The sequence below is a fragment of the Clostridium sp. KNHs214 genome (assembly GCF_000744935.1).
In the GTDB taxonomy this organism is placed as follows: domain Bacteria; phylum Bacillota; class Clostridia; order Clostridiales; family Clostridiaceae; genus Haloimpatiens.
This window is the reverse complement of record NZ_JQMW01000011.1, coordinates 922,840-946,082: the sequence shown is the minus strand read 5'-3', so window position 1 is coordinate 946,082 and position 23,243 is coordinate 922,840. Positions and strand designations below refer to the sequence as shown.

Annotated in this window: 19 protein-coding genes; 17 read left to right on the top strand and 2 right to left on the bottom strand. The window is 31.3% G+C overall.

Features of this window, described 5'->3' with window-relative positions; translation table 11 throughout:
- Positions 1 to 346: 346 nt before the first annotated feature.
- The 8 genes from murI (at position 347) to CC89_RS12995 (ending at position 5,761) form a co-directional block, all read left to right on the top strand.
- Positions 347 to 1,117 carry a glutamate racemase gene (gene murI, locus CC89_RS13030; protein WP_035292794.1) on the top strand — a complete coding sequence of 257 codons (771 nt, stop codon included), beginning with the start codon at positions 347 to 349 and terminating at the stop codon, positions 1,115 to 1,117.
- 520 nt (positions 1,118 to 1,637) lie between these two features.
- Positions 1,638 to 2,078, top strand: a complete 441-nt coding sequence (locus CC89_RS13025) for a hypothetical protein (RefSeq protein ID WP_035292792.1) — start codon at positions 1,638 to 1,640, stop codon at positions 2,076 to 2,078.
- 86 nt (positions 2,079 to 2,164) lie between these two features.
- Complete coding sequence (locus CC89_RS13020; protein ID WP_035292790.1) at positions 2,165 to 2,683, top strand: peptidylprolyl isomerase; 519 nt, start codon at positions 2,165 to 2,167, stop codon at positions 2,681 to 2,683.
- 72 nt (positions 2,684 to 2,755) lie between these two features.
- Entirely contained in the window at positions 2,756 to 3,136 is a 381-nt protein-coding gene (locus CC89_RS13015; RefSeq protein WP_035292787.1) for a DUF3783 domain-containing protein, read from the top strand.
- A 17-nt stretch (positions 3,137 to 3,153) separates the two neighbouring features.
- Positions 3,154 to 3,825, top strand: coding sequence for a helix-turn-helix domain-containing protein (locus CC89_RS13010; RefSeq protein WP_035292784.1), 672 nt, complete (start codon positions 3,154 to 3,156; stop codon positions 3,823 to 3,825).
- Positions 3,826 to 4,487: 662 nt separating this feature from the next.
- Positions 4,488 to 4,889 (top strand): hypothetical protein, encoded by a 402-nt coding sequence (locus CC89_RS13005; RefSeq protein WP_035292781.1) that lies wholly within the window; start codon positions 4,488 to 4,490, stop codon positions 4,887 to 4,889.
- Positions 4,890 to 4,897: 8 nt separating this feature from the next.
- A complete protein-coding gene (locus tag CC89_RS13000) occupies positions 4,898 to 5,302 on the top strand; it encodes a hypothetical protein (protein ID WP_207641509.1) in 405 nt (134 codons plus the stop codon).
- 15 nt (positions 5,303 to 5,317) lie between these two features.
- The gene (locus CC89_RS12995) at positions 5,318 to 5,761 is read left to right on the top strand and encodes a hypothetical protein (RefSeq protein WP_051931763.1); all 444 of its coding nucleotides are present in this window, start codon (positions 5,318 to 5,320) and stop codon (positions 5,759 to 5,761) included.
- Here the strand turns inward: CC89_RS12995 and CC89_RS20600 are convergent.
- On the bottom strand, positions 5,758 to 5,901 hold the full coding sequence (locus tag CC89_RS20600; protein ID WP_185750758.1) for a hypothetical protein: 144 nt from the start codon (positions 5,899 to 5,901) through the stop codon (positions 5,758 to 5,760). The genes CC89_RS12995 and CC89_RS20600 overlap by 4 nt on opposite strands.
- 310 nt (positions 5,902 to 6,211) lie before the next feature.
- On the opposite strand from CC89_RS20600, the gene CC89_RS12990 reads away from it, so the two are divergent.
- Both CC89_RS12990 and CC89_RS12985 read left to right on the top strand, forming a co-directional pair.
- Positions 6,212 to 9,709 (top strand): S8 family peptidase, encoded by a 3,498-nt coding sequence (locus CC89_RS12990; RefSeq protein WP_286161370.1) that lies wholly within the window; start codon positions 6,212 to 6,214, stop codon positions 9,707 to 9,709.
- A gap of 280 nt (positions 9,710 to 9,989) precedes the next feature.
- A complete protein-coding gene (locus CC89_RS12985; protein ID WP_035292775.1) occupies positions 9,990 to 11,312 on the top strand; it encodes a peptidoglycan-binding domain-containing protein in 1,323 nt (440 codons plus the stop codon).
- Between the two features lie 575 nt (positions 11,313 to 11,887).
- Here the strand turns inward: CC89_RS12985 and CC89_RS12980 are convergent.
- Positions 11,888 to 13,366, bottom strand: coding sequence for a transposase (locus CC89_RS12980; RefSeq protein ID WP_035289274.1), 1,479 nt, complete (start codon positions 13,364 to 13,366; stop codon positions 11,888 to 11,890).
- Between the two features lie 193 nt (positions 13,367 to 13,559).
- On the opposite strand from CC89_RS12980, the gene CC89_RS12975 reads away from it, so the two are divergent.
- The 7 genes from CC89_RS12975 (at position 13,560) to CC89_RS12945 (ending at position 22,615) form a co-directional block, all read left to right on the top strand.
- Positions 13,560 to 15,359, top strand: a complete 1,800-nt coding sequence (locus CC89_RS12975; protein ID WP_035292772.1) for a heme NO-binding domain-containing protein — start codon at positions 13,560 to 13,562, stop codon at positions 15,357 to 15,359.
- 160 nt (positions 15,360 to 15,519) lie between these two features.
- A complete protein-coding gene (locus tag CC89_RS12970; RefSeq protein ID WP_035292769.1) occupies positions 15,520 to 16,086 on the top strand; it encodes a glycerol-3-phosphate responsive antiterminator in 567 nt (188 codons plus the stop codon).
- A 156-nt stretch (positions 16,087 to 16,242) separates the two neighbouring features.
- Positions 16,243 to 17,673, top strand: coding sequence for an NAD(P)/FAD-dependent oxidoreductase (locus tag CC89_RS12965; protein ID WP_035292766.1), 1,431 nt, complete (start codon positions 16,243 to 16,245; stop codon positions 17,671 to 17,673).
- 104 nt (positions 17,674 to 17,777) lie between these two features.
- Entirely contained in the window at positions 17,778 to 19,034 is a 1,257-nt protein-coding gene (locus CC89_RS12960; RefSeq protein ID WP_035292763.1) for an NAD(P)/FAD-dependent oxidoreductase, read from the top strand.
- 89 nt (positions 19,035 to 19,123) lie between these two features.
- Positions 19,124 to 19,495, top strand: a complete 372-nt coding sequence (locus CC89_RS12955) for a DUF1667 domain-containing protein (protein WP_035292760.1) — start codon at positions 19,124 to 19,126, stop codon at positions 19,493 to 19,495.
- A 407-nt stretch (positions 19,496 to 19,902) separates the two neighbouring features.
- Positions 19,903 to 21,399, top strand: a complete 1,497-nt coding sequence (gene glpK, locus CC89_RS12950) for a glycerol kinase GlpK (protein ID WP_035292756.1) — start codon at positions 19,903 to 19,905, stop codon at positions 21,397 to 21,399.
- A 286-nt stretch (positions 21,400 to 21,685) separates the two neighbouring features.
- Complete coding sequence (locus tag CC89_RS12945; RefSeq protein ID WP_035292753.1) at positions 21,686 to 22,615, top strand: alpha/beta hydrolase; 930 nt, start codon at positions 21,686 to 21,688, stop codon at positions 22,613 to 22,615.
- The last annotated feature ends 628 nt before the right edge of the window (positions 22,616 to 23,243 follow it).

The window sequence follows — 23,243 nt, the reverse complement described above, 5'->3', positions numbered from 1 at the left end:
CAAGAAAAATGAAATACCTTTAAAGGCTAATTTCACATAAATATTTAAAATAATCTACCTATGGTGAAAAAAAGCATTAAATTTTAAAATTTTTTCTATAATTTATTTGTATTTATGGAGAAGAGTTTGTTAAAATGTTTAAGTAAGGCACATTCAAATAAATAATAAGTCAGTATGCTAACCTATTTTGCGTCATGCTGCGTCAGTAGAACATGACGATAGTATAACTAGCAACGGAACCTGCTTCCTTGTCTGACACAAAATATATTAACATCTTTAACTTGTTATTTCTTTTCATGTATCTAAAGGGAGTTATATTTATTTAACACAAGGTGGTGCAGTGCAAATGGAGGAAAAAAATAAACCTATAGGTATATTTGATTCTGGTTTAGGTGGAATAAGTGTTTTAAAAGAAGCTATTAAATTATTGCCCTATGAGGATTTTATATATTATGGAGATACAAAAAATGCACCCTATGGCACTAGGAGTGTAAAGGAAATAAGAAAACTTACAAGTAATGTGGTGAAATTTCTTTTAGCTAAAGAAGTAAAGGCTATAGTTATAGCATGCAATACAGCAACTAGCGCTTCAGTGGATGAACTTAGGAAAAGGTATTCCATGCCTATTATAGGGATAGAGCCGGCTTTAAAACCTGCTGTAGAACTTAATAGAAAAGGGAGAATTATAATAATGGCAACTACTGTAACCCTTTCGGAAAAAAAGTTTAAAAGTTTAATGGCAAAATATAAAAAAGATCGCTCTATAGTCCCATTACCTTGTCCAGGATTAATGGAGTTCATAGAAAATGGAGATATAGATAGTTTAGAATTAGAAGAATATCTAAGAGAAAAGCTTAATAAATTCACTGATGAACAAATATCATCTATAGTTTTAGGATGTACCCATTATCCATTTATAAAGAATAAACTTTCACAAATAGTTGGTGAAGATGTACCTATTATTGATGGAAGTACGGGGACTTCTATGCAGCTAAAAAGGCAATTGGAGAAAGCGAATTTACTTAATAATAAAAAGGTTCCGGGAAATATAGATATATATAGCTCTCTAGATAGGGAAGACATTATTAACTTGAGTTATAAACTTATGAATATATGAGTAAAAAACTTTGCAGAAGTTTAGCACTTAAAAAAACTTTGTGAAAACATTGACAAATAATATGTGATTTGATATAGTATACATGCAAGATGAAATGAAGAAAATTCTGAAAACAAAATTTAATAAAGTTAATACTCATAATATTACACCCTTACTTTATATGTTAATCTTAGAGGAGCAATTACTTTAATTGCTCTTTTTGTTTTTTGTGCATACTTACAGGTGAAAGTCCAGTTGAGGTAATTGCTTGTCAGGGTAGAATTTTAAATATCAAACCTCCTACGAAGCCACCGTTGCTTATTTTGGTAGTGGTTCACGAATTTATATTAGCTATTGTAAGCACCTTATAATTTTATGGGAATAAAATAATATTACAATTATCCCACAAAAAGCATTACATTACCTGAATTATACCTTATTGTGGGTTAATCATATTCCTTTATATGTAGGATAAACGGCGTATTAATATGAAAGAAAATATTTAGTATTCTTATGAAAATACAATGGTGAGGGTGATGATATGAAAGGATTTATATTGGATAAAGATGATGATGAGTATTTAAAAAATCATGAACTAAAGACAATGGATAAAGAGATAAAAAAGGAACACGAATTTGACAATATAACAATTGCAAATCCCCAAAATAGCAATAGCATATATATAATTAAAAATATATTTATTAAATCAGAAATTAATAAACTTTATTTAGGGATAGGCAGTAGAGGTAGAAAAAATTGTTTTGGGGAAGAAAACCAAGAGTTTCTCTTTTTTAATGATACAATAGAAGAGGGAGAATATATACACTTAGTTAGTATAGATAATAATGAAGAAAAGAGAATGGAGTTATTAAGAAATAAGTGTATAATTTTACTTCCAGAAGGGTTTTTGAATATTAAAGTTGACAAGCCTATTGATAAAATAAATATAAAAATACTTTGGAGAGAAGAAAATATAGAGTAAAGACTAAAGTATTAAATAAATGGATAATACTATAAAATGTGATATAATTATTTAAAAATACAATGTATGTTAAAGGAGAGATAAACATGGCAAATCCAATAGTTACTATTAAAATGGAAAATGGTGATATTATAAAGGCCGAATTGTACCCAGAGGTAGCACCTAATACTGTAAATAATTTCATAAGCTTGATAAATAAAAAATTCTATGATGGTATATGCTTCCATAGGGTTATACCGAGTTTTGTCATTCAAGCAGGATGTCCTCATGGTACAGGAGTAGGCGGACCTGGATATTCTATAAAGGGAGAATTTAAATCTAACGGATTTAAAAATGATTTAAAGCATACTGAAGGTGTTTTATCTATGGCTAGAACTATGGCACCTAATTCCGCTGGCAGTCAATTTTTTATAATGGTGGGAGAGGCTCCGCATTTAGATGGACAATATGCTGGTTTTGGAAAGGTTACAGAAGGCATGGAGGTAGCGCAAAAGATAGCAGCTACAGAAAGAGATCACAGAGATAATCCAATGGAACCTCAAATAATGAAAGAAGTTACTGTAGAAACTTTTGGGTTAGAATATAACGAGCCAGAAAAAATGTAGTAGAGGATACTTTAAAAATTATCCGATAGCTAATTATCATAATAAAGAACTTATGAGAGAGAGGGGATAACTTTGGACAACAACTCTTCTATGTTAGCCTATGGGTTCAGTGATGAAGAAAACCAAGTTTTAAATTCTTTATGCAGGGAAGAATCTCTAAATTTTAAAATAATAAAAAATACCATGGCAAATATGAAAGTGAAAGATATAGTAAGTGGATTAATGATAGAAGTATATGATAAGGAAATGCCAGAAGAAAAGGCAATATTATTTAATAATATAGAGGACCATAAGCTAGAAAAATTAATATCTAGAATTAGAGCTAATGAAAACTTAGGGTGTATTCTCGCGGTGGTTACTAAAACATCAAAAGAATGGACATTTAAAGAGCTTTTAATAGAGCTTTTAAGAGAAAGAGAATGGTATAGAAAGAACTCTAACAAAAGGGCATAAAGAAACGAGGTATAAAAATGAGTAGAATAGGGGAAAAAATACAAAAAATACGAAATGAAAAAGGAATAAGTGCAAAGCAATTAGCTAAAAAACTAGGAGTTGCTGAGAAGTTTATAACCGAAGTGGAATTGGGAAGAAAGGTTATGAATGAGAATCTTATTGAAAAGGCTTCAAAGGTATTAGGAGAAGATTTAAACGATTTAACTATGAACTTTAAAGAAGAGGAAAATGATGAAATAAAGGTTGTAAATAGAAAATTAGGTATAACTAAGGAAAAAGAAGTTTCAGCTGTTTGGGGAGAAGCTTTTTCATCAATATTAAAGGCTATACCAGTATATGATTACAGCTTAAATAAGGTCTTAGGCAAGAAAACACTTCCTTTAATATCAAACAAAATAGAGGGACACAGTCAAGACAAGGTTTTATTTTTAGCTATACAAGATGATGATATGATAGGTTTCAGAATAGCAAAAGGGGATATAGCTTTTGGGCATACTATAAACGAAGTTGAAAATAACTCTGTTTGTTTATTAGAACATAAGGGTGAAAGAGTTGTAAGACAAATTAAAAAGCTAGACAACAATAAGGTTCTCTTAATAAGTAACAGAGGAAATGTGATTACAGAAACAGCAGAAATTAAAAATATTAAACCATTAGTTAAAATAGATAAAGTAGAAATAATACTATAAGAAAATTATGACTTTGTCATAATTTTCAGTGGACTAGTAAAGGATTATTTTTCTCCGCTTCGCTATGGAAAATCTTTAATTTATTTGGCTTATATAAAGTTTAGCTATATAGTAGAGTTGCAGTTAGATTTACTATGGGCAATAAAAGATTGAGAGTGAGCTAAAACAAAGACTCCGATTTACACTAAGTGTAAATTGGAGTCTTTGTTTTCCATTTTAAAAGAAAAAATACCTCAAACTCAAGGAACTTAAAAAATTAAGCGATATATGTTTTGAATTTGAGTAATTAAAACTGGAAGAAAGGTGATTAGTCTAAGATTTTACATTTATAGCAATAGAGTTAAAGCAATTAATTAAGTATCAGCTACAGTAGCAGAAGCTGAAGAAATTCCAAAGGAAACATTTGATATGGAAAGTGGTACTAGGGAAGTTTAAAAAATATTTCAAGGATATAAAGTAACATCAGGGGATTCACTATAGCAATTTATAAAAATTCCAGTAGAAATATAGAACGTATTAAAAGGGCCTATGATTACAACAGGAAACACAATTACTTTGATGGGATAAATAAAAAACAAAGAAAAAAATTTATAATATCATTGCAATTTATGAAAATAATGTTATTATTGTATAATAATGCTATTTCACTAATGGGGCATTTTATGTTTAATATTAAAAAGAACTTAAAAATCTTTATGAGTAGTTTGTTAATCATCAGTATGTTTATTACGATTTTTAGTAATATAGCATATGCAAAAAACACATCTAAGGGTAGTGATATTAACTTAGAATTATCCAATAATGATTTAAAAAATATTAAGCAAAGTATAAAAACTATCTTAGATAGTGAATATGAGGTAATGAAAACTTGGGAGTTTAAAAGTTGTAAAAACATAATAAATGATGATAAGTTACTTGAATTAATTGACCAAACTAATAAGTTTAAAGTTGAATGGTTTAAAGCAGTAAATTTAAAGATAGTAGATTATTTTAGTAATATAAATATAGAAAAAATAATACAAAGTGATAATAGAAGTACTATGTATATGTTAGCTACAATATAGATTTTAATTTGGTGAATTCTGATGTTAAATCATCTTCTTCAAATGAAGAACATATATTTGAAATAGAAGAAAGCTCCAACAAATGGTATGTAACTAAAAAATTAGATTTATTAGATTTGCAAGACATGAATAATAATTCTGCTAAAAAAATAAGAAATTTTGATGAATTAAATATAGATAATAATGAGTATAATGATATTATTAATAATAAAATAACTTCTATAAAAGATATATCTAAAAATATTGATAAATACATTCAAAAACAAAATAAAGAAAAAGCAAATTATGAAAAAAATTCAGATATGGTAATTAGAGCAGCGTATTCTGGGTATAATGCAAGTAATGCTGTAGCTTATGCACATAGATGGGCTAAAGGGAGAAATCCTAGTTTTCATGATTTTGGCATTAATTAGAAGGAGGGGAGTATTATGAAAAGAAAATTTTTGTTAAGTTCCATTATACTGTGCATATTAGCATTGATAATTGTTTTTTTTGTTAAAAATGCGAATTCTAAATTAGTAAGTGAACAAGAATTTTATAATTTCATAAAACAAGCGTATGTAACTGAAAATGGTTATACAGAAGAAATATCTAAGCATATGTCAAAAGAGTTATTTGAAAAAATCAATGTTTTCACAACGTATAAAGGTAATTCAACATTTACAAAACCATATAAAATAAATAAGTTTGAATTAAAGATAGTTTCTAAAAAAACAATGTTTACCAAAACATATTTTTATATAACATATTCCGTTTCCATAAATGATGCTAATAATAAAGAAGTAGGTGGTTCTTGGGATGCTTCGGTAAAATATATTGTTAAAAAAGTAAATAATACTTGGTATATCACTGATAAAGAAGAAAAGGCTTAAATAAAGCCCTTGAAAGAGGTTGTCACATTAAGAAATTTATATACAACATATTGTTTTGCAAGTTTAAAGTTAACATAATATGTTGTAGAAATCATTCTTAATGCGACAGCCTCTTTGTTTTCCATCTTAAAACTTTTCATATCCTAGCCACTAGCCCACTAGCCCCCTGATAAACTTTCCGCCCTCCAAATTTATTTCTTTAGTAATAAGTAACTCATTAGGGTAAGTTTTCATAGAATATAATGTTAGGCACATTCAAATAAATAATAAGTCAGTATGCTAGTCTATTTTGCATCATACTGCGTCAATAGAACCCGCCGATAGTTCTAGCAAAGGCGAAACCTGCTTCCTTGTCTGACACAAAACATACTAACATCTTTGATTTGTTATTTCTTTTCATGTACCTTAAGTAATATTTAGAGGTGAGTATTTACGGGAAAAACCAGCGGGATTTTAAATTTATTAAATAATGTACCACTTGATGTAAAAGAGAGAATAGCCCAGCTTTCTAAAAATGATGATATACTTAAGGGCTTTTTAGAGTTGGTAATTTTGTTTGGAGAGAAAGGAATTATAGTTAAAGAAAAAATAGAAAGTATTGGAGGAAAATTTGAGAATTTAGGATATGGTTTTGGAATAATAACCATAAATAGTGATAAGTTAGAACAGATAGGTGGTATTGAAGAAATTCAATACATAGAGCTTCCTAAGATATTATATACTTCAGATTTAGAGAGCAATAGAGCTTCCTGTGTTCCAGATGTATGGAATTTATATGGACTTACGGGAAAAGGCGTACTTGTTGGATTTATAGATTCGGGTATAGATTTTACTCATCCGGCTTTTAAAGATGCAGATGGAAATACGCGTATAGATTATATATGTGATTTATCTGAAGGAGGAAAGATATGGAGTAAAAATGAAATAAATCAGGCTTTGAAATCTCCTAACCCGTATGAAATAGTAAATGAGAGAGATTTATCAGGTCATGGGACTCATGTAGCAGGTATTGCTTGTGCTGGTGGTAATATAGATAGAAAGTACTATGGCGTGGCGTATGAATCTTCTATAGCCATGGTGAAAATGACACCAGAGGGAAAAGTGAACTATGCCAGAAGTACTCAGTTAATGAGAGGAATAAAATTTTTATTAGATAAAAGTTATGAGATAAAAAAAACATTAGCCATTAATTTGAGTTTTAGTACTAATGATGGGGCACACAATGGGAGCAGTTTGCTAGAGCAGTATATTGACACCATTTGTAATCTTGAAAGAATTAGTTTTGTTGTGGCTTCTGGAAATGAGGGAGATAGAGCGCATCATGTAGGAGGAGTTTTAGAAGCTTCTCAAAATATATCCATAAACATAGCAGAAGATGAGAGAGTTATTGTATTGCAATTTTATAAGGATTTTCTCGATGATATAAGTGTAGAAATAAAAAGTCCTGCTGGAGTAGTATCACAAAATTTGTTTATAAAGGAAGGATACTACGAAGGAGCAATAGGTGACGATAGATATTTTATATATAATAGTGGACCTAAGCCCTTCGACATAAATGGGGAAATAGTAATAACTCTGTCTAGCCAAAAAGAGTTTATACTTGGTGGAGTGTGGCAAATAACCATAAATTCTTTAAGTAAAACTAGAGGTAAGTATGATATATGGATGCCCATTTCTGAAGGATTAAATCCTAATACAAAATTTTTAAAACCAAATCCATTTAACACATTAGGAATTCCTGCTACGGTACAGGGGGTAATATCTGTGGGAAGTTATAATTATAGATTAAATAGTATATCAAGCTTTTCAGGAAGAGGGGAAATTGGTGGAGATAAGCCGGATTTAGCTGCACCTGGTGAAGGCATATTATCTTCTATTCCTATGGGGGAGTTTGATAGCTTGTCAGGTACTTCTATGGCAGCACCACATGTGGTAGGGGCAGCGGCACTTTTAATGCAGTGGGGAATTATTCAGGGTAATGATGTTTATATGTATGGGGATAGGCTAAAGTATTTTTTACTTAAGGGAGCTATAAGAGATAAAAATGATGTTGAATATCCAGGCCCTACTTGGGGTTATGGAAAGTTGTGTGTAAAAGGGGGAGTGGATTTGGCGAAAGGTATTGGTGTTGTTAGACAACAGGTAAATAAGAAAGAATATATAGTGGAGTACGACGGAGACATAATGGCAGCATTTAAAAATATAGACTTCGCATATCCACTTATTTTAGATGAGAGATATGCAGTAGTATATATTGATGAAGACAAAGCAGAAGATTTTTTTAGTAAAACTAAAGAAATAATTTATGTAGAGGATTTAACTCATTACATTCTAAATCAAGTATCGCCTTTAGACTCTGCTAATATATTAAAGTTTCATACTAGTTCATTCTTAAATTTAAGAGGGCAGGGAGTGCTAGTAGGTATAGTAGACACGGGAATTGACTATTTAAATAAAGAGTTCATGTATGAGAATGATACCACTAGGATAATAGACATATGGGATCAAACGTTGCCAGGAGATAGCTTTCCAAAAGATTTCGGCTTTGGTAGGGAATATGTTAGTGAAGAAATAAATAATGCTATAGCAGCTAAATCTAAGGGAGAGGATCCCTATGCTATTGTGAACAGTAAAGATGAAATAGGACATGGGACTAATATGGCAGGAATAATAGGGGGGAGAGGTATAAATCCTCAGTTAGTGGGAGCAGCACCAGATTGTCAGTTTGCAGTAGTTAAGTTAAAACCAGATAGAATAATATTGCCTGAGAATGCTATTGAGGGAAAAGGTATACCAGTATACTCTAGTATAAATATAATATTAGCAATAAAGCATCTGTATAATTTAGCTAGGAAATTGAATATACCTACAGTAATATATATACCTTTAGGAACTAATGAAGGAGCTCATGATGGAAGTTCTATAGTGGAAAGATATATTGATGAAATAAGTAAGATAAGAGGTATAGTGGTGGTTACTGGATGCGGAAACCAAGGGGATCAGGATATTCATACAGATGGAGTACTTAAACAAGATGAAGAAAGAATTGTTGAGATAAAGGTAGATGAAATGGAGAGAGAGTTAAGCTTTGAAATTTGGTGCAAAAAACCGGATAAAGTGTCTATAGGAATAATATCACCTTCAGGGGAAGTAGTAGATAAGATACCAGCTAAGATTCAGGAACAGGAAGAAATAAAATTAGTTTATGAAGGCAGTACTATATTAGTAAAATATTTTATTCCAGAAGAAATAACTGGAGATGAACTCATCAGAGTTAACATTCAAAATATAACCAGTGGAATATGGAGATTTAAATTAATAGGAGATTATATAGTAAGTGGAAGATATGATATATGGCTACCTCAAAGAGAACTTCTTAAAAATGGAACTAGATTTTTAGCCCCATCTCAATATGTAACTCTTACTGTACCATCTACTTCTAATAGAATTATATCCTGTGCTTATTATAATCAAAATAATAATACGGTAGTGGCAGCTTCTGGTAAAGGTTATACTAGAGATTTAAGAGTTAAACCAGATATAGCAGCAGGCGGGGTGAATGCAATAACTACTGCTGTGGGAGGAGGGGTAACTACAGTAAGCGGAAGTAGTGTGGCAGCAGCAGTAACTGCAGGAGCTTCAGCTTTGCTTTTAGAATGGGGTATAGTTAAAGGAAATGATGTTACAATGTACTCTACTAAATTAAAAACTTATCTTATAAGGGGAGCTAGGCAGAGAACAGGAGATGTTTATCCTAATAGAGAATGGGGATATGGTCAATTGGATTTAGATAAAGTTTTTATGTCTGTGAGGGGTTTTGAGAGAGAAAAGAATATTGATAGAGGCATAATTGAATATGAGATGTATAAAAGTAAGTTAGTTAATGAGGCAGAGGGCAATATTTATATAAATATACCCAAGGATGTATATGAATTAATAGATAACTAAACTTTCGCACATAAAGTTCAAGCTCTACATTAGATTAATAGGGTTTTTAATTTAAAATTTAGAATGTAAAATAGGAAATTGTAGAGCTATTACTTACCTGTAAATTTCAAATTATAGTTAATTTCTAAAAAAGCTTTATTCTTCATTTTAAATTTTATATTTTTATTTTATAACTGCGAAAGTTGAATATATAAATAATAAGTGCTCAAAGTGAGTAAGAACATTTTGTATGTGAAATCCATATTATTGTTATTAGAGTAATTATATAAGGAGATTGAATATGCCAAATGAAGGTACCATTCAAGTACAAGTTTTTGAAGGCGAAACCTATATACCTATAGAAGGAGCTAAGGTAACTATAGTGCAAACCCCAGAAGATAGTGCAAGACAGTTAGAAGAAACTACTACCACAGACACATCGGGCTTGACAAATGAGCTAGGATTAAATGCCCCTTCCTTGGAGTTTTCTATGAAGCCTTCAGACGAATTGCCATATAGTTTTTGTGATATAAGGGTAGAGGCTCCAGGGTATAGAACATTGTTTGTAAGGGATTGTCAAATATATCCGGACTCTTTAGCTGTGCAAGAATGTAAAATGGAAAAGAGAGCACCAAATAGGCAAGGTGAGGAATTGGTTAATATACCTCCTAATACTTTAGTTGGAAATTATCCTCCCAAAATACCAGAGGATCCTAATAAGGAAGAACCAAAACCAACAGGGGGAGTAGTGCTACCGGAACCTGTGGTTCCAGAATTTATAGTAGTTCATGCTGGAGTCCCTGATGATCAATCAGCACCTAATTACACCGTTAGATATAAGGATTATGTAAAAAATGTAGCTTCTAGTGAGATTTTTGCTACTTGGCCAGAAACAACTATAAGAGCTAATATATATTGTATAATATCATTTACTTTAAATAGGATATATACGGAATGGTATAGGGGAAAGGGAAAGAATTTTGATATAACTAATTCTACTGCTTATGACCATGCATTTACTTATGGGCGAAACATATATGCTAATATAAGTAGAGTAGTGGATGGTATATTCTCCACATATGCCAAAAGGCCAACGAGAAAACAACCACTTCTTACTCAATATTGTGATGGAGCAAAAGTTCAATGTCCAGGGTGGCTTACTCAATGGGGTAGTAAGTATTTAGGCGATGAAGGAAAAGTTCCGTATGAGATACTAACTAGTTTTTATGGGTCAAATTTGGAATTCCAAACAGCAAAACAGGTTAGGGGAATACCAATGTCTTATCCAGGCTATGTTTTGAAATTAGGTTCATCAGGGGAGCCAGTTAGAACTATACAGACCTACTTAAATAGAATTTCTCAAGACTACCCTGCTATTCCTAAGGTTATAGTAGATGGAATATATGGAGAAAGTACTAAAAATTCAGTTACAACATTCCAAAATGTTTTTTATTTACCACCAATAGGAGTGGTAGATTATCCAACTTGGTATAGAATATCAGATATCTATGTAGCAGTTACTAAAATAGCAGAGTTACAGCCTAGAGGAGAGGAAAAAGCTATTTTTATTCCACCAACACCATATGCCAATCTTTATCATCCAACAATAGAATATCCAATATAGAAAAAAATCAATATAGTGGTATAATTTATATAGTAACACTTACTTTTAATATAAGAGTAGGAATTTTAAGAGAATTGATTTGTATCAATTCTCTATTTTAGAGAATTATTTAATATTAATTATTAATAAAAAATATATATAAACGAATATATATAAACGAATATATAATTAAGATTACAAACTTTTTTAGCTAACAGATTAATATATATTTAGTGAAATTTTATAAAATTATATATAATGATTATCCCACAATAAGTATTACATTGCTTGAATTATGAAATTTCTCTGGAATGAGTTGCATAAGAAGCGAAGGAATTATTTAAATTTATTGTTCCAAGCTCTTATGCAAGTCATGGAGGAGAAATTTCATAATTCCATTACATTGTACCTTATTGTGAGTTAATCATATAATGTCATAAAAGATTATAATAGTGGCTTGTAGAATTGAAAAATAAAAACTGTGGATAATTTTTAAGATTTGGCTTAAAAGCGTGCAAAAAAAGACACGACAAAAAGCCTTTTGTTAAAAAGGTATGCGTAGCATGTGGAAAGATATTTATTTGTGGATATGTTAATTATGAAGCTATTTTAAGAAGTTTATTTATACTTCTAATGTATTCTGGTTTATTTATAGCGTAAGCTAGTATAACATTTATGAGTTTAGAAATAGCCGTTAGGCACAGGTCAGCACGCATAGTTGCGGTGTTTAAAGTTCTTGGTGATTCAATGCATGGGTTAGATTTTAACGATGAAAGAGTTCGTTCAATACATGCACGATTAGGATATTCATCGTCCCATTCATTAGAATTTCTTTGAACACCAGGATAAAGTCTAAAGTCTTTATTGGGATAAACATAAGTCATACGACCACTTTTTTTATCAGTACATGGATTTTCACAAGTATGATAGCACTTACCTTTTTTATCCCTATGGGCTTTGGGACAAGTAAATTTGAATCTTAAGCTTCTATTTTTGCCTTTACAAGGACCTTCAGCTTTAAAAGGGGTTTTGTCTAAAGGACATAGAGGAACACCTTCTATATCATATTCAAGATCACCTATTTTACTGTTACTTTGATTACGAGGGTTAAGAGGTATAAATACTTTTTCAAAGCCACATTGTTGAAGAAAACCAAAGTTATCATAACTATCAAATTCTGAGTCACCTAAGAAATATTTAAATTTAAAGTTAGAGGTGTTACTTAATGTTTCTAAGAATGGCTTAATTACTGGTTTTAAAGAAGCATTATCATAGCAATATTTTTGCTCTTTAGGAGTTTCAAATTCTTTATCAATAGGGTTATAAAAATCTTCATCAAAAAATTTGATATTCAACGGAATGCCCCAACCATTAGTAATTAGACCAAATTTGTAAAAATAGCCGAAATGTCCATTTACGAAGTCTAGCTTAATACTATGGTTTGCAAAAGCAAATTTAGGCATGTTCTTATATGCGACAGCATAAGGATTGAGCTGTTTGTTATTGGTAGCTTTAGCATAGGATTTTACCCTATTTACTTCAGAAACAAGAGTTTTGGGATTATTTTCTTTTACTCTTGGTTTTAAACCTGAAGTATCATATATAAGTTGATAATTACGGTTTTTATGAGGTGAATCATCAGGAAGAGATTCATTGATATTGTTACAAATATCAATGACTTGAGGAACCATTGAATTAAATAAGTCGGCAAGATCACCTTCAAAATCCGTTTTAAATCTACTGAAAAAAGATTCATCAGGAATATCATCATAGAAGCAACAAAATTCTCTTATTTCAGTAGAAAATATAAGAAAAAGATTTAACAGAACAGTAGTAGGAATATGAAATATCTGCATTAGAATTAAAGCAGATAACACTGATGAAAGATTATATTTCCTATCTCTGCCTAAATCGGCATAGTATTTTTGAGTAAAAGATTCTGGAATAAAAGATTGGATATCAAAATTATCAGCAAGTAATTTGATGAAGCCTACAGGTTGCTTTTTTCTAAGGTCTTTAAGTTCGGTTAACTGCTCAAAAATATTAAGTTGCTTAAGTTTATTAATACAAAACATGTAATTCTCCTCCTCTGTGGATAATATTTTGTGTGGTTACATTTATTTTCTCACAGTGGAGGAAAATATAAAAGCCTATCGGCTAAAAAGATAGGCAAATCAACGGTTGTGTAATTTCACAATCGACTAAAAAGATTATAAGAAAAGGAGGTGTACCGTTAGGGAAACTATGAGTTTCTTGTAACGGAGTAACATGAAGGGGACAGTAGTAGCAACTTGGTTAAAAACGTGTAGAAAATTATATAATGATGAAATTGTAGACAGAGCTATGGAGTCTGCTGGGTGGGAAACTAGTAGAATATTTTCTCCATTAGAAGATGTGGAGGATTCTAGAATAAAGAGGGTTATAGAAGATATAGCTTCTGGTGCAGGATTGGATAGTAAAAAACTTTGGATGGAAATAGGCAAGAGTAACATAATGTCATTCCATGAGGATTTTCCAGCTTTTTTCCAACATGAAAATATGTATTCATTTTTTAAGTCCATGTTTAATGTACATGTGGTAATGACTAAAAAATTTAAAGGCGCTAAGCCGCCTATACTAAACATAAATCCAATATCTAGTAGACAAGCTATATTTACATATAGTTCTAATAGGGGCATGTTTGATTATTTTCTTGGTTTAATACAAGGAAGTTGTAATTTTTTTAAAGAGGAAATACACATTGATGAATTAGAGAGACGAGAGGATTTCCTAAAGTTAAAGCTTACTTTTAATGAAGATATTTATTATAAAAAGGTATATAGATTTAATAAGATATTATCCTTAGGTTTTATAAAAAAATTAGAAATTAAGGTTGCTGTATTTACATTTTTAATATCATTCATTGGAACGATACCTATTTTAGGGGCTAATAATATTTTAAAGGGACTAATAATTTCTTTAATTTCTTCTGTAGCGGCAAGCATAGGTACTTATCTGCTTATAAGACCTAAAAATATGATTGAGGAAACTATAAAGCAAATTAATAGTCATAATTACAATGAGGACTCTGATATAGAAACAGATGATTTTTTCCAAGATATATTTAAATTGCTAAAAGGCTATAAAGAAGTTATAAAAGCTGATTTTGTTGAATTTAAAGGTGTTACAGACGAAATGAATAACTTTGTGAATAATATAAACACTATATCTGACACCATGAAAGTTACTTCTGATGAGATAGCTGGAGTTGTGGAACAAGTAGCCAATGGAGCAGTGAGTCAGGCACAAAATACAGAGGGAACTGCGCTGGCATTAAACGACAACGTGCAAATGCTAAAGCGTATAGTAGATAATGAAAATATAAATAAAGAAGAACTAGAAAAAGCTATTGAAAAGATAAACAACAGTTATGAGAATGTGCAAAAGACCAGTACTAATATATTAGACACGCTAGAAAAATTCCAAGGAGTAAAGAATAAGGGTTTGAATTTACAAGGAAGAGCTAATGATATAACTGATATAGTTTTAATAGTATCTCAAATATCTGAACAAACCAATCTTTTAGCATTAAATGCTTCTATAGAAGCAGCTAGAGCGGGAGAGCAAGGGAGAGGCTTTGCCGTGGTAGCAGAAGAGGTTAGAAAGCTGGCAGAACAAACTAAAACTGCTGTAGAAGATATAAATTCAAACTTAGTTGAATTTGTAGGAGACATAAAGGATTTAGTAAATAGTATAGGAAATCAATACGATGTACTAGAGAGTGAAACAAATAGCTTAGAAATGGTTAAGGAAATTAGTTATGAAGCTAATAAATCAATACAAACAGTATCTTCATCTATGATAAAAACTATAGATGAATTAAATAAAGAGGCGAATTCCATAGCTAGTATATACGAAAATATAGAATCTTTAGCAGCTATTGCAGAGGAAAATTCAGCTTCCTCAGAAGAAGTAAGTGCTAGCGTAAATAGCTATACAAATGAGCTAAGAAAGTTAGTTGATAATATAGATAAATTCCAAAAGATTACTCAAATATTTAAAGGCGAATTAGTAAAATATAAAATTTAAATGTTATAAATCTCTAATTCCTAATACATGTTAGTTATTGCTATTTAGATAGCTATGGTTTTATTAAGTATGAAGTTATTATAAATAGGATTCCTTTGATTACTGGAGATTGGGAATTAGGGATTTGTAATATATTTAATACATAATGGGAGTGAGTTTTTTGAAAAATGAGTTTTATACGAAATTACAGATTAGCCCTATAATAGCAGCAGTAAACAATCTAGGAAAGTTAGATAATGCAATACAATCTCCCTGTGAAATAATATTTTTACTTAAAGGTAATATTATTAACTTAGATAAGATAGTTCAAAAGGTAAAAAAGGCAGAAAAAAGCGTCTATATACATGTAGATCTTATGGAAGGTTTCGGAAGAGATGAGTACGCTTTAAGATATATAAAAGAGAAGATAAATCCCCACGGAATAATAAGCACAAAGGCGAGTATAATAAAAGTTGCAAAAGAGATGGATTTATTTGCTATTCAAAGGTTGTTTATATTAGATAATTTATCTTTAAGCAGCGGAATAGCCACTGCTAAGTCTATAAAACCAGATGCAGTGGAAATATTGCCTGGAGTAATGAATAAAATAACAGAGAAGGTTAGAAAAGAAATTAATGTACCAGTAATAACTGGAGGATTAATAGCTGATAAAGAAGATGTAATAGGAAGTCTAAAGGCAGGAGCAATTGCTATTTCTACCAGTAAGGAAGAAATATGGTACATGTAGAGTCTTAGGTACGTTGACAAAGGTATTTATATTAAAGTATAATAATTTCATAATGAAATATACGGCGAGAGTGAGAGAAAAAAGCCACGTTTATAAAGGGAGACCCTCTTTATAGATGGTGGTTTTTTTGCTTTTTTGAGATTAAGGAGGATTAATATGTTTGATGTTATTGTTATAGGTGCAGGTGTTATAGGATGTAGTGTGGCTAGAGAACTTTCGAAATATAGTTTAAATATTTGTGTTTTGGAAAAAGGTTCTGATGTGGCGGTAGGAACCACTAAGGCTAATAGTGCTATAGTACATGCTGGACATGATGCTAAGCCAGGTTCTTTAAAAGCAGTATTGAATAAAAAAGGTAACGTAATGTTTGATAGGCTTTCTAAGGAGTTAGATTTTCCTTTTAAAAGAAATGGATCTCTGGTAGTTTGTTTTAATAAGGATGATTTATATAAGCTTCAAGAACTTAAGGAAAGAGGAGAGCAAAATGGCATTTCTGGACTTAAGATATTAGAAAAGAATGAACTTATGGCTATGGAGCCTAATTTAAATTCTAATATTGTAGCGGCTCTATATGCCCCCACAGGAGGTATAGTTTGTCCTTACGAAATGACCATAGCTTTAGCAGAGAATGCTTTTATAAATGGGGTGGATTTTAAGTTTAATTGTGAAGTTCTAGATGTAGTTAAGGAGAAAGATAATTTTATAGTAAAAACTAATTTAGAAGATATTAGAGGAAGGCTAATAATAAATGCTGCCGGGGTAAATGCAGATAGCATAAACAATATGGTCAGTGAAAATAAAATAAATATAATAGCTAGAAAAGGAGAATATTGCTTATTTGATAAAATATCTGGAAAAACTGTAAAAAAAACTATATTTCAATTACCAACTAAAATGGGTAAAGGTGTTTTAGTAACTCCAACGGTGGATGGAAATTTATTAATAGGGCCTAATGCTATAGATATAGAGAGTAAAGGGGATTTGAATACCACTGGTAAAGGTTTAGAAGAAATATTGGAAAAAGCTAAGTTTACGTTAAAAAGTATTCCTATGAGAAGTATAATAACATCCTTTGCGGGATTAAGAGCTCATAGCACAGAAGATGATTTTATAATTGGAGAAGCTGAAGATGTGGAGAATTTTATAAATGCTGCAGGTATTGAATCACCAGGGTTATCATCTGCTCCAGCCATAGCCGAGATGATTGAGAATATAGTTATAGATAAGTTAAATCCAGATAAAAATCACAAATTTAATCCTATAAGAAAAGGGATACCTAAATTTAGAGAAATGTCTAATGAGGAGAGAAAAGAAATTATAAAAACAAATCCATTGTACGGAAATGTAATATGTAGATGTGAATTAGTTACAGAAGGCGAGATAGTGGAAGCCATAAGAAGACCTATGGGAGCTAGAGACTTAGATGGAGTTAAAAGAAGAACTAGAGCTGGTATGGGAAGATGTCAATCAGGATTTTGTTCTACTAAGGTAGTGGATATATTGGCTAGAGAACTAAATATGTCTAGAATGGATGTAACTAAATTTGGAAGTAAATCTAATATATTATTGAGTGAAAATAAGAGATAAATATGAAGTGTGGTATTCAAAAAACTTCTCATACACATTTGACTTAGTAGGTTTCATTTAAAATGTTTAAATGTAGTTAATTAAGTAAATTTGGAGGTTAAAGCATGAAAAATTATGATATAGCAATAATAGGGGGAGGTCCAGCAGGGCTTGCAGCAGCTATAGCGGCAAAGGAACAGGGAATAGATGATATTATTATGATAGAAAGAGATAACTGCTTAGGGGGAATACTTAATCAGTGTATACACAATGGTTTTGGACTTCATACTTTTAAGGAAGAGTTAACAGGACCAGAGTATGCTCAAAGATTTATAGACCAGGTGAATGAATTAAAGATACCATATATATTAAATAGCATGGTTATAGATATAAATGAGGAAAAGATTTTAACAGTAGTAAATTCTTCTGATGGATTATTAGAAATTAAGGCTAAAGCAGTTATCTTGGCTATGGGATGCAGAGAAAGACCAAGAGGAGCTATAAATATACCTGGAAGCAGATGTGCCGGAATATATTCTGCAGGAGCTGCTCAGAAATTTGTAAATATAGAGGGAGTAATGCCAGGAAAAGAAATAGTTATACTTGGTTCTGGTGATATAGGACTTATAATGGCTAGAAGAATGACTTTAGAGGGAGCTAAAGTTAAAGCAGTGGTAGAACTGATGCCTTATTCTAGTGGACTTAAGAGAAATATAGTACAGTGTCTAGATGACTTTAATATACCTCTTAAATTTTCACACACAGTGGTGAATATAAAGGGAAAAGATAGATTAGAAGGGGTAAATATAGCAAAGGTAGATGAAAACAGAAAACCCATAAAGGAAACAGAGGAGTATATACCTTGCGATACATTGCTTTTATCTGTAGGACTTTTACCGGAAAATGAGTTGTCTACTAAAGCTAATGTAGAATTATCAGGGATTACTGGAGGGCCACAGGTTAATGAAAGTTTCCAAACTAATATAGATGGAATATTTGCCTGTGGAAATGTTCTTCATGTACATGACTTAGTGGACAACGTTACTATAGAAAGCATAAATGCAGGAAAGAGTGCTGCTAATTATGTAAAGGGAAAAGAGTATGGACAAGAGGGCATAGACATAGTAGCTGAAGGAGGAGTTAGATATACTGTTCCAAAGAAAATAAATTCCAATAATATAGAAAAGGAAATAGATATTAGATTTAGAGTGGGAGAAGTTTTTAATAATAGCTATGTGTCAGTTTATTTTGATGATTCAAGGGAGATTTATAGGAAGAAGAGAATACTTACTCCAGGAGAAATGGAAACGGTAAAACTTAATAAGAATATGTTTAATAAATATCCTAGTTGCAAAAAGATAAGGGTAATGGTGGAAAAATAGATATTGATTATAAATTATTACTCACTAATTTGCAGTAGTTGAAGTGTTGTATTAGTTGTAGTAATGGAAGGAAGGGAGAATACTTTAGTATGAGTGATGTTAAAGAATTAACTTGTATAGGTTGTCCTATGGGATGCTCCTTGGAGGTTAAAGTAGAAAATGGTGAAGTGGTAGATGTGAAAGGAAATACTTGTCCTAAGGGTAAGACTTATGCGGAAAAGGAGTGTACCAATCCTACTAGAATAGTCACATCTTCTGTAAAGATAGAAGGTGGAGTGATAGATGTGGTATCTGTAAAAACAGAAAATGATATACCAAAGGATAAGATTTTTCAGTGTATAGATGAATTAAGAGGGTTGGTAGTAAAAGCACCAATAAAAATAGGAGACATAGTATTAAAAAATGTAGCAGATACTGGCGTTAATATAATAGCTACAAAACAGGTGGATAAGCTAATTTAAAATTTTACATTTATTATATAACTGCGAAAGTTGAATTATGTAATGATTAACCCACAATAAGGTAGAATGTAATGGAATTATGAAATTTCTCCTCCATGACTTGCATAAGAGCTAGGAACAATAAATTTAATTTAAATAGTTCCTTCGCTTCTTATGCAAGTCATTCCAGAGAAATTTCATAATTCAAGCAATGTAATACTTATTGTGGGATAATCATCTAATATCTTTTAATTAATTAAAGGATAGTATTATAATATTATTGAATATATAAAAACAAAATAGTAATTTAATTTATGCAAACGTTTATATTAAGATTACCGTAGCACTCGTATTTTCTATAAAACAAAGATAGGCAAGCTAATAGTAGCTATGTTACGGGACAACAATTTCTATATGGAGGATTTATTATGGAGAAATTAATAATGGCGCTTGATCAGGGAACTACCAGTTCAAGATGCATATTGTTCAATAAAAAAGGCGAAATAGTGAGTATGGCTCAAAAGGAATTTAATCAGATTTATCCTAAGTCAGGCTGGGTGGAACATAATCCTATGGAAATTTGGGCTACTCAATTTAGTGTAGCTACAGAAGCTATGTTTACCATAAATGTATCAGCTAAAGATATAGAAGCCATAGGCATAACAAATCAAAGAGAAACTACTATTGTGTGGGATAAGAGGACAGGACTTCCCGTATATAATGCTATTGTGTGGCAATGTAGAAGAACTGCAGATATCTGTGATGAACTTAGAAAAAAAGGCATGGATAAAGTCATAAGAAATAAAACAGGATTGGTTTTAGATGCGTATTTTTCTGCCACTAAAATAAAATGGATACTAGATAATGTACCTGGATTAAGAAAGGAAGCTGAAAGAGGTAACCTTCTATTTGGAAATATAGACACATGGCTTATATGGAATTTAACTAAAGGCAGGATTCACGTAACGGATTATTCTAATGCTTCTAGAACTATGTTATTTAATATTCATGAATTAAAATGGGATGAAGATTTGTTAAGAGAATTTGATATTCCAGAGTCAATGCTGCCAGAAGTAAAACCATCTAGTTATGTCTATGGAGAAACAGATGAAGTACTCTTTGGAATGCCTATAAAGATATCAGGAGATGCAGGAGACCAACAGGCAGCTTTATTTGGACAAACTTGTTATGAAGAGGGAGCAGCAAAGAATACCTATGGCACTGGATGTTTTATGCTTATGAATACAGGGGAAAAAGCTGTTGCTTCTCAAAAAGGACTTCTTACAACTATAGCTTGGGGAGTAGATGGAAAGGTGAATTATGCTTTAGAAGGAAGCATATTTATGGGAGGAGCATCTATTCAATGGCTAAGGGATGAAATGAGAATGCTTAAAAATGCTGGAGACTCAGAAGAATATGCCTTAGCTGTGGAGGATACAGATGGAGTATATTTAGTTCCTGCTTTTGTAGGCTTAGGAGCTCCTTATTGGGATCCCTATGCTAGAGGTACTGTAGTTGGACTTACTAGAGGCACTAGAAAAGAACATTTCATAAGAGCTACATTGGAATCTATAGCGTATCAAACCTATGATATTTTAAAAGCTATGCAAGAGGATTCAGGTATAAAACTTAAAGAACTGAAAGTGGATGGAGGAGCTTGTGCAAATAACTTCTTAATGCAATTTCAGTCAGACATATTAGATGTGTCAGTACACAGGCCTATGGTTACGGAAACCACAGCTTTAGGAGCGGCTTATTTGGCAGGCTTAGCTACAGGATATTGGCAGGATAAAGAAGATATATCTACTAATTGGGCTGTATCTAAGATATTTAATCCCGTTATGATTGAGAAAAGAAGAGAAAAGTTATTAAAGGATTGGCATGATGCAGTAGAAAGATCTAGGGGATGGGCAAGGGATAGGTAAAAATCAACATTAATTTATCCGATGACTACCTGCCGTAACACTCCCACTTCTAACAAAGTGGGAGATAACGGCAGCTACGTCCCTGGATAACGATCTCTAACCTTCAGATGGAGTAAAAACTCTATCTGAAGCTAAGAGCTCTGTTTATATTTATTCTTTGCATTATAAGGATTATCTAATATAGACTCTAGAACTATGCATGAAAGTTGAGTAATTAAAGTATCAAGGCGACGGAAATATTGGTGATATAGGGTAAGATTTTGCAAATTAAAGGGGAGATTATTATATGAGAGAAAAAATTTTTAATTTCAAAGAGAAAAAAGGATTAAATATTTTTATATACAATTGGTTTCCAGAAGAAGATATAAAGCCTGCAGGAGTTGTTCAAATAGCTCATGGCATGGCGGAAACTGCAGAGAGATATAAAAGATTTGCAAATAAATTAACGGAAGCAGGATATATCGTCTATGCAAATGACCATAGAGGTCATGGCAAAACTGCCCAGTGTGTGGATAAAGTAGGGGACTTAGGTGAAAATGGTTTTAATAATATGGTTGATGATATGCATCAAATAACAGATTATATAAAAAAACAACATAAAGATTTACCTATATTTATTTTAGGTCATAGTATGGGCTCCTTTTTAACTCAAAGATATATACAGTTATACAGTGAAGAAATAAATGGAGCTATACTTTCTGGTAGCTGTGGAAAGCAAGGATTAATATTAGATGTGGGAGCATGGATTGCAAAAAGAGAAACTAGGAAAATAGGCAGAAGTAATAAAAGTAAGAAGTTAAATGATTTGTCCTTTGGAGGGTACAATAAAGATTTTAAACCCAATAGAACTGAATTTGACTGGTTGAGCAGGGATGAAAAAGAAGTAGACAAATATGTAGCTGATGAATATTGTGGTGGAATATTTACTGCCGGATTTTTTTACGATTTTATAAATGGATTAAAGCTTATTCAACGTAAAAGTGAAATTATAAAAGTACCAAAAGATCTGCCTATATACATTTTTTCAGGTGATAAAGATCCTGTGGGTAAGGCGGGAAAAGGCGTTATGAATTTAGTTAACACATATAAAAGCTTAGGAATAAAGGATTTAGAATATAAGCTTTATAAAGATGGAAGACACGAGATGCTCAATGAAATTAATAGAGAGGAAGTAATAGAGAACGTATTAAGATGGCTCGATAGGCACAATTTATAGTGGGCTAGAGTGCTAGGTAAGGAAGATTTTCCTCCACTATGTTATGGAAAATCTTTAATTAAATAAATGGGATAGTGGGAAAAGATATAACTGTTTCATTAAATGAAGTAGTTATATCTTTTATTTTATGCGCTTTAAAATCTTTTATTGGCGGTAGCCAGCCTAAATACATAGGTATCATTAGGATTTATATATAAGAATATATAACTTTAATTGTTAGATAAATTAAGAATTTGTAGATAAGTAATAGGTAATAACTAAGAAGTAAGAGTTATGGTGAAAATTCAGCAAAGCTGAACTTTTTCAAGAGCTCTCACTTTTACTAGTTGTTCTCTTGTTACTTATTCATAAATTAATTATAAAAAACTCTTTGAGTTTTATCCTTAACTATTACTTCTTACTTATTACCTCGTACCTGGTCTACCCTACAAATTTAAGGTTTATACAAACCTTAGCCTTATGGCAAAGTATATTAACTATTACCTATCATTGTAGTTTCATAATAAATTATTCACTAGTATATAATCAAAGTTAATAATTATATCTCACAATTAATCAGAAAAGTATTAGTAACTAAGGATTAGGGATAAACGAAAGGCTACGTCTAAAAAAGATTATGTGCGCCTTT

Bases quoted from the DNA above. Each gene is read 5' to 3' on its own strand.
- CC89_RS12965 (WP_035292766.1), top strand. From the start codon at position 16,243: ATGTTTGATGTTATTGTTATAGGTGCAGGTGTTATAGGATGTAGTGTG.
- CC89_RS13005 (WP_035292781.1), top strand. From the start codon at position 4,488: ATGTTTAATATTAAAAAGAACTTAAAAATCTTTATGAGTAGTTTGTTA.
- CC89_RS13020 (WP_035292790.1), top strand. From the start codon at position 2,165: ATGGCAAATCCAATAGTTACTATTAAAATGGAAAATGGTGATATTATA.
- CC89_RS12960 (WP_035292763.1), top strand. From the start codon at position 17,778: ATGAAAAATTATGATATAGCAATAATAGGGGGAGGTCCAGCAGGGCTT.
- CC89_RS20600 (WP_185750758.1), bottom strand. From the start codon at position 5,901: ATGAAAAGTTTTAAGATGGAAAACAAAGAGGCTGTCGCATTAAGAATG.
- CC89_RS12955 (WP_035292760.1), top strand. From the start codon at position 19,124: ATGAGTGATGTTAAAGAATTAACTTGTATAGGTTGTCCTATGGGATGC.
- CC89_RS13025 (WP_035292792.1), top strand. From the start codon at position 1,638: ATGAAAGGATTTATATTGGATAAAGATGATGATGAGTATTTAAAAAAT.
- CC89_RS12980 (WP_035289274.1), bottom strand. From the start codon at position 13,366: ATGTTTTGTATTAATAAACTTAAGCAACTTAATATTTTTGAGCAGTTA.
- CC89_RS12985 (WP_035292775.1), top strand. From the start codon at position 9,990: ATGCCAAATGAAGGTACCATTCAAGTACAAGTTTTTGAAGGCGAAACC.
- CC89_RS13010 (WP_035292784.1), top strand. From the start codon at position 3,154: ATGAGTAGAATAGGGGAAAAAATACAAAAAATACGAAATGAAAAAGGA.
- CC89_RS12945 (WP_035292753.1), top strand. From the start codon at position 21,686: ATGAGAGAAAAAATTTTTAATTTCAAAGAGAAAAAAGGATTAAATATT.
- murI (WP_035292794.1), top strand. From the start codon at position 347: ATGGAGGAAAAAAATAAACCTATAGGTATATTTGATTCTGGTTTAGGT.
- CC89_RS12975 (WP_035292772.1), top strand. From the start codon at position 13,560: ATGAAGGGGACAGTAGTAGCAACTTGGTTAAAAACGTGTAGAAAATTA.
- glpK (WP_035292756.1), top strand. From the start codon at position 19,903: ATGGAGAAATTAATAATGGCGCTTGATCAGGGAACTACCAGTTCAAGA.
- CC89_RS12995 (WP_051931763.1), top strand. From the start codon at position 5,318: ATGAAAAGAAAATTTTTGTTAAGTTCCATTATACTGTGCATATTAGCA.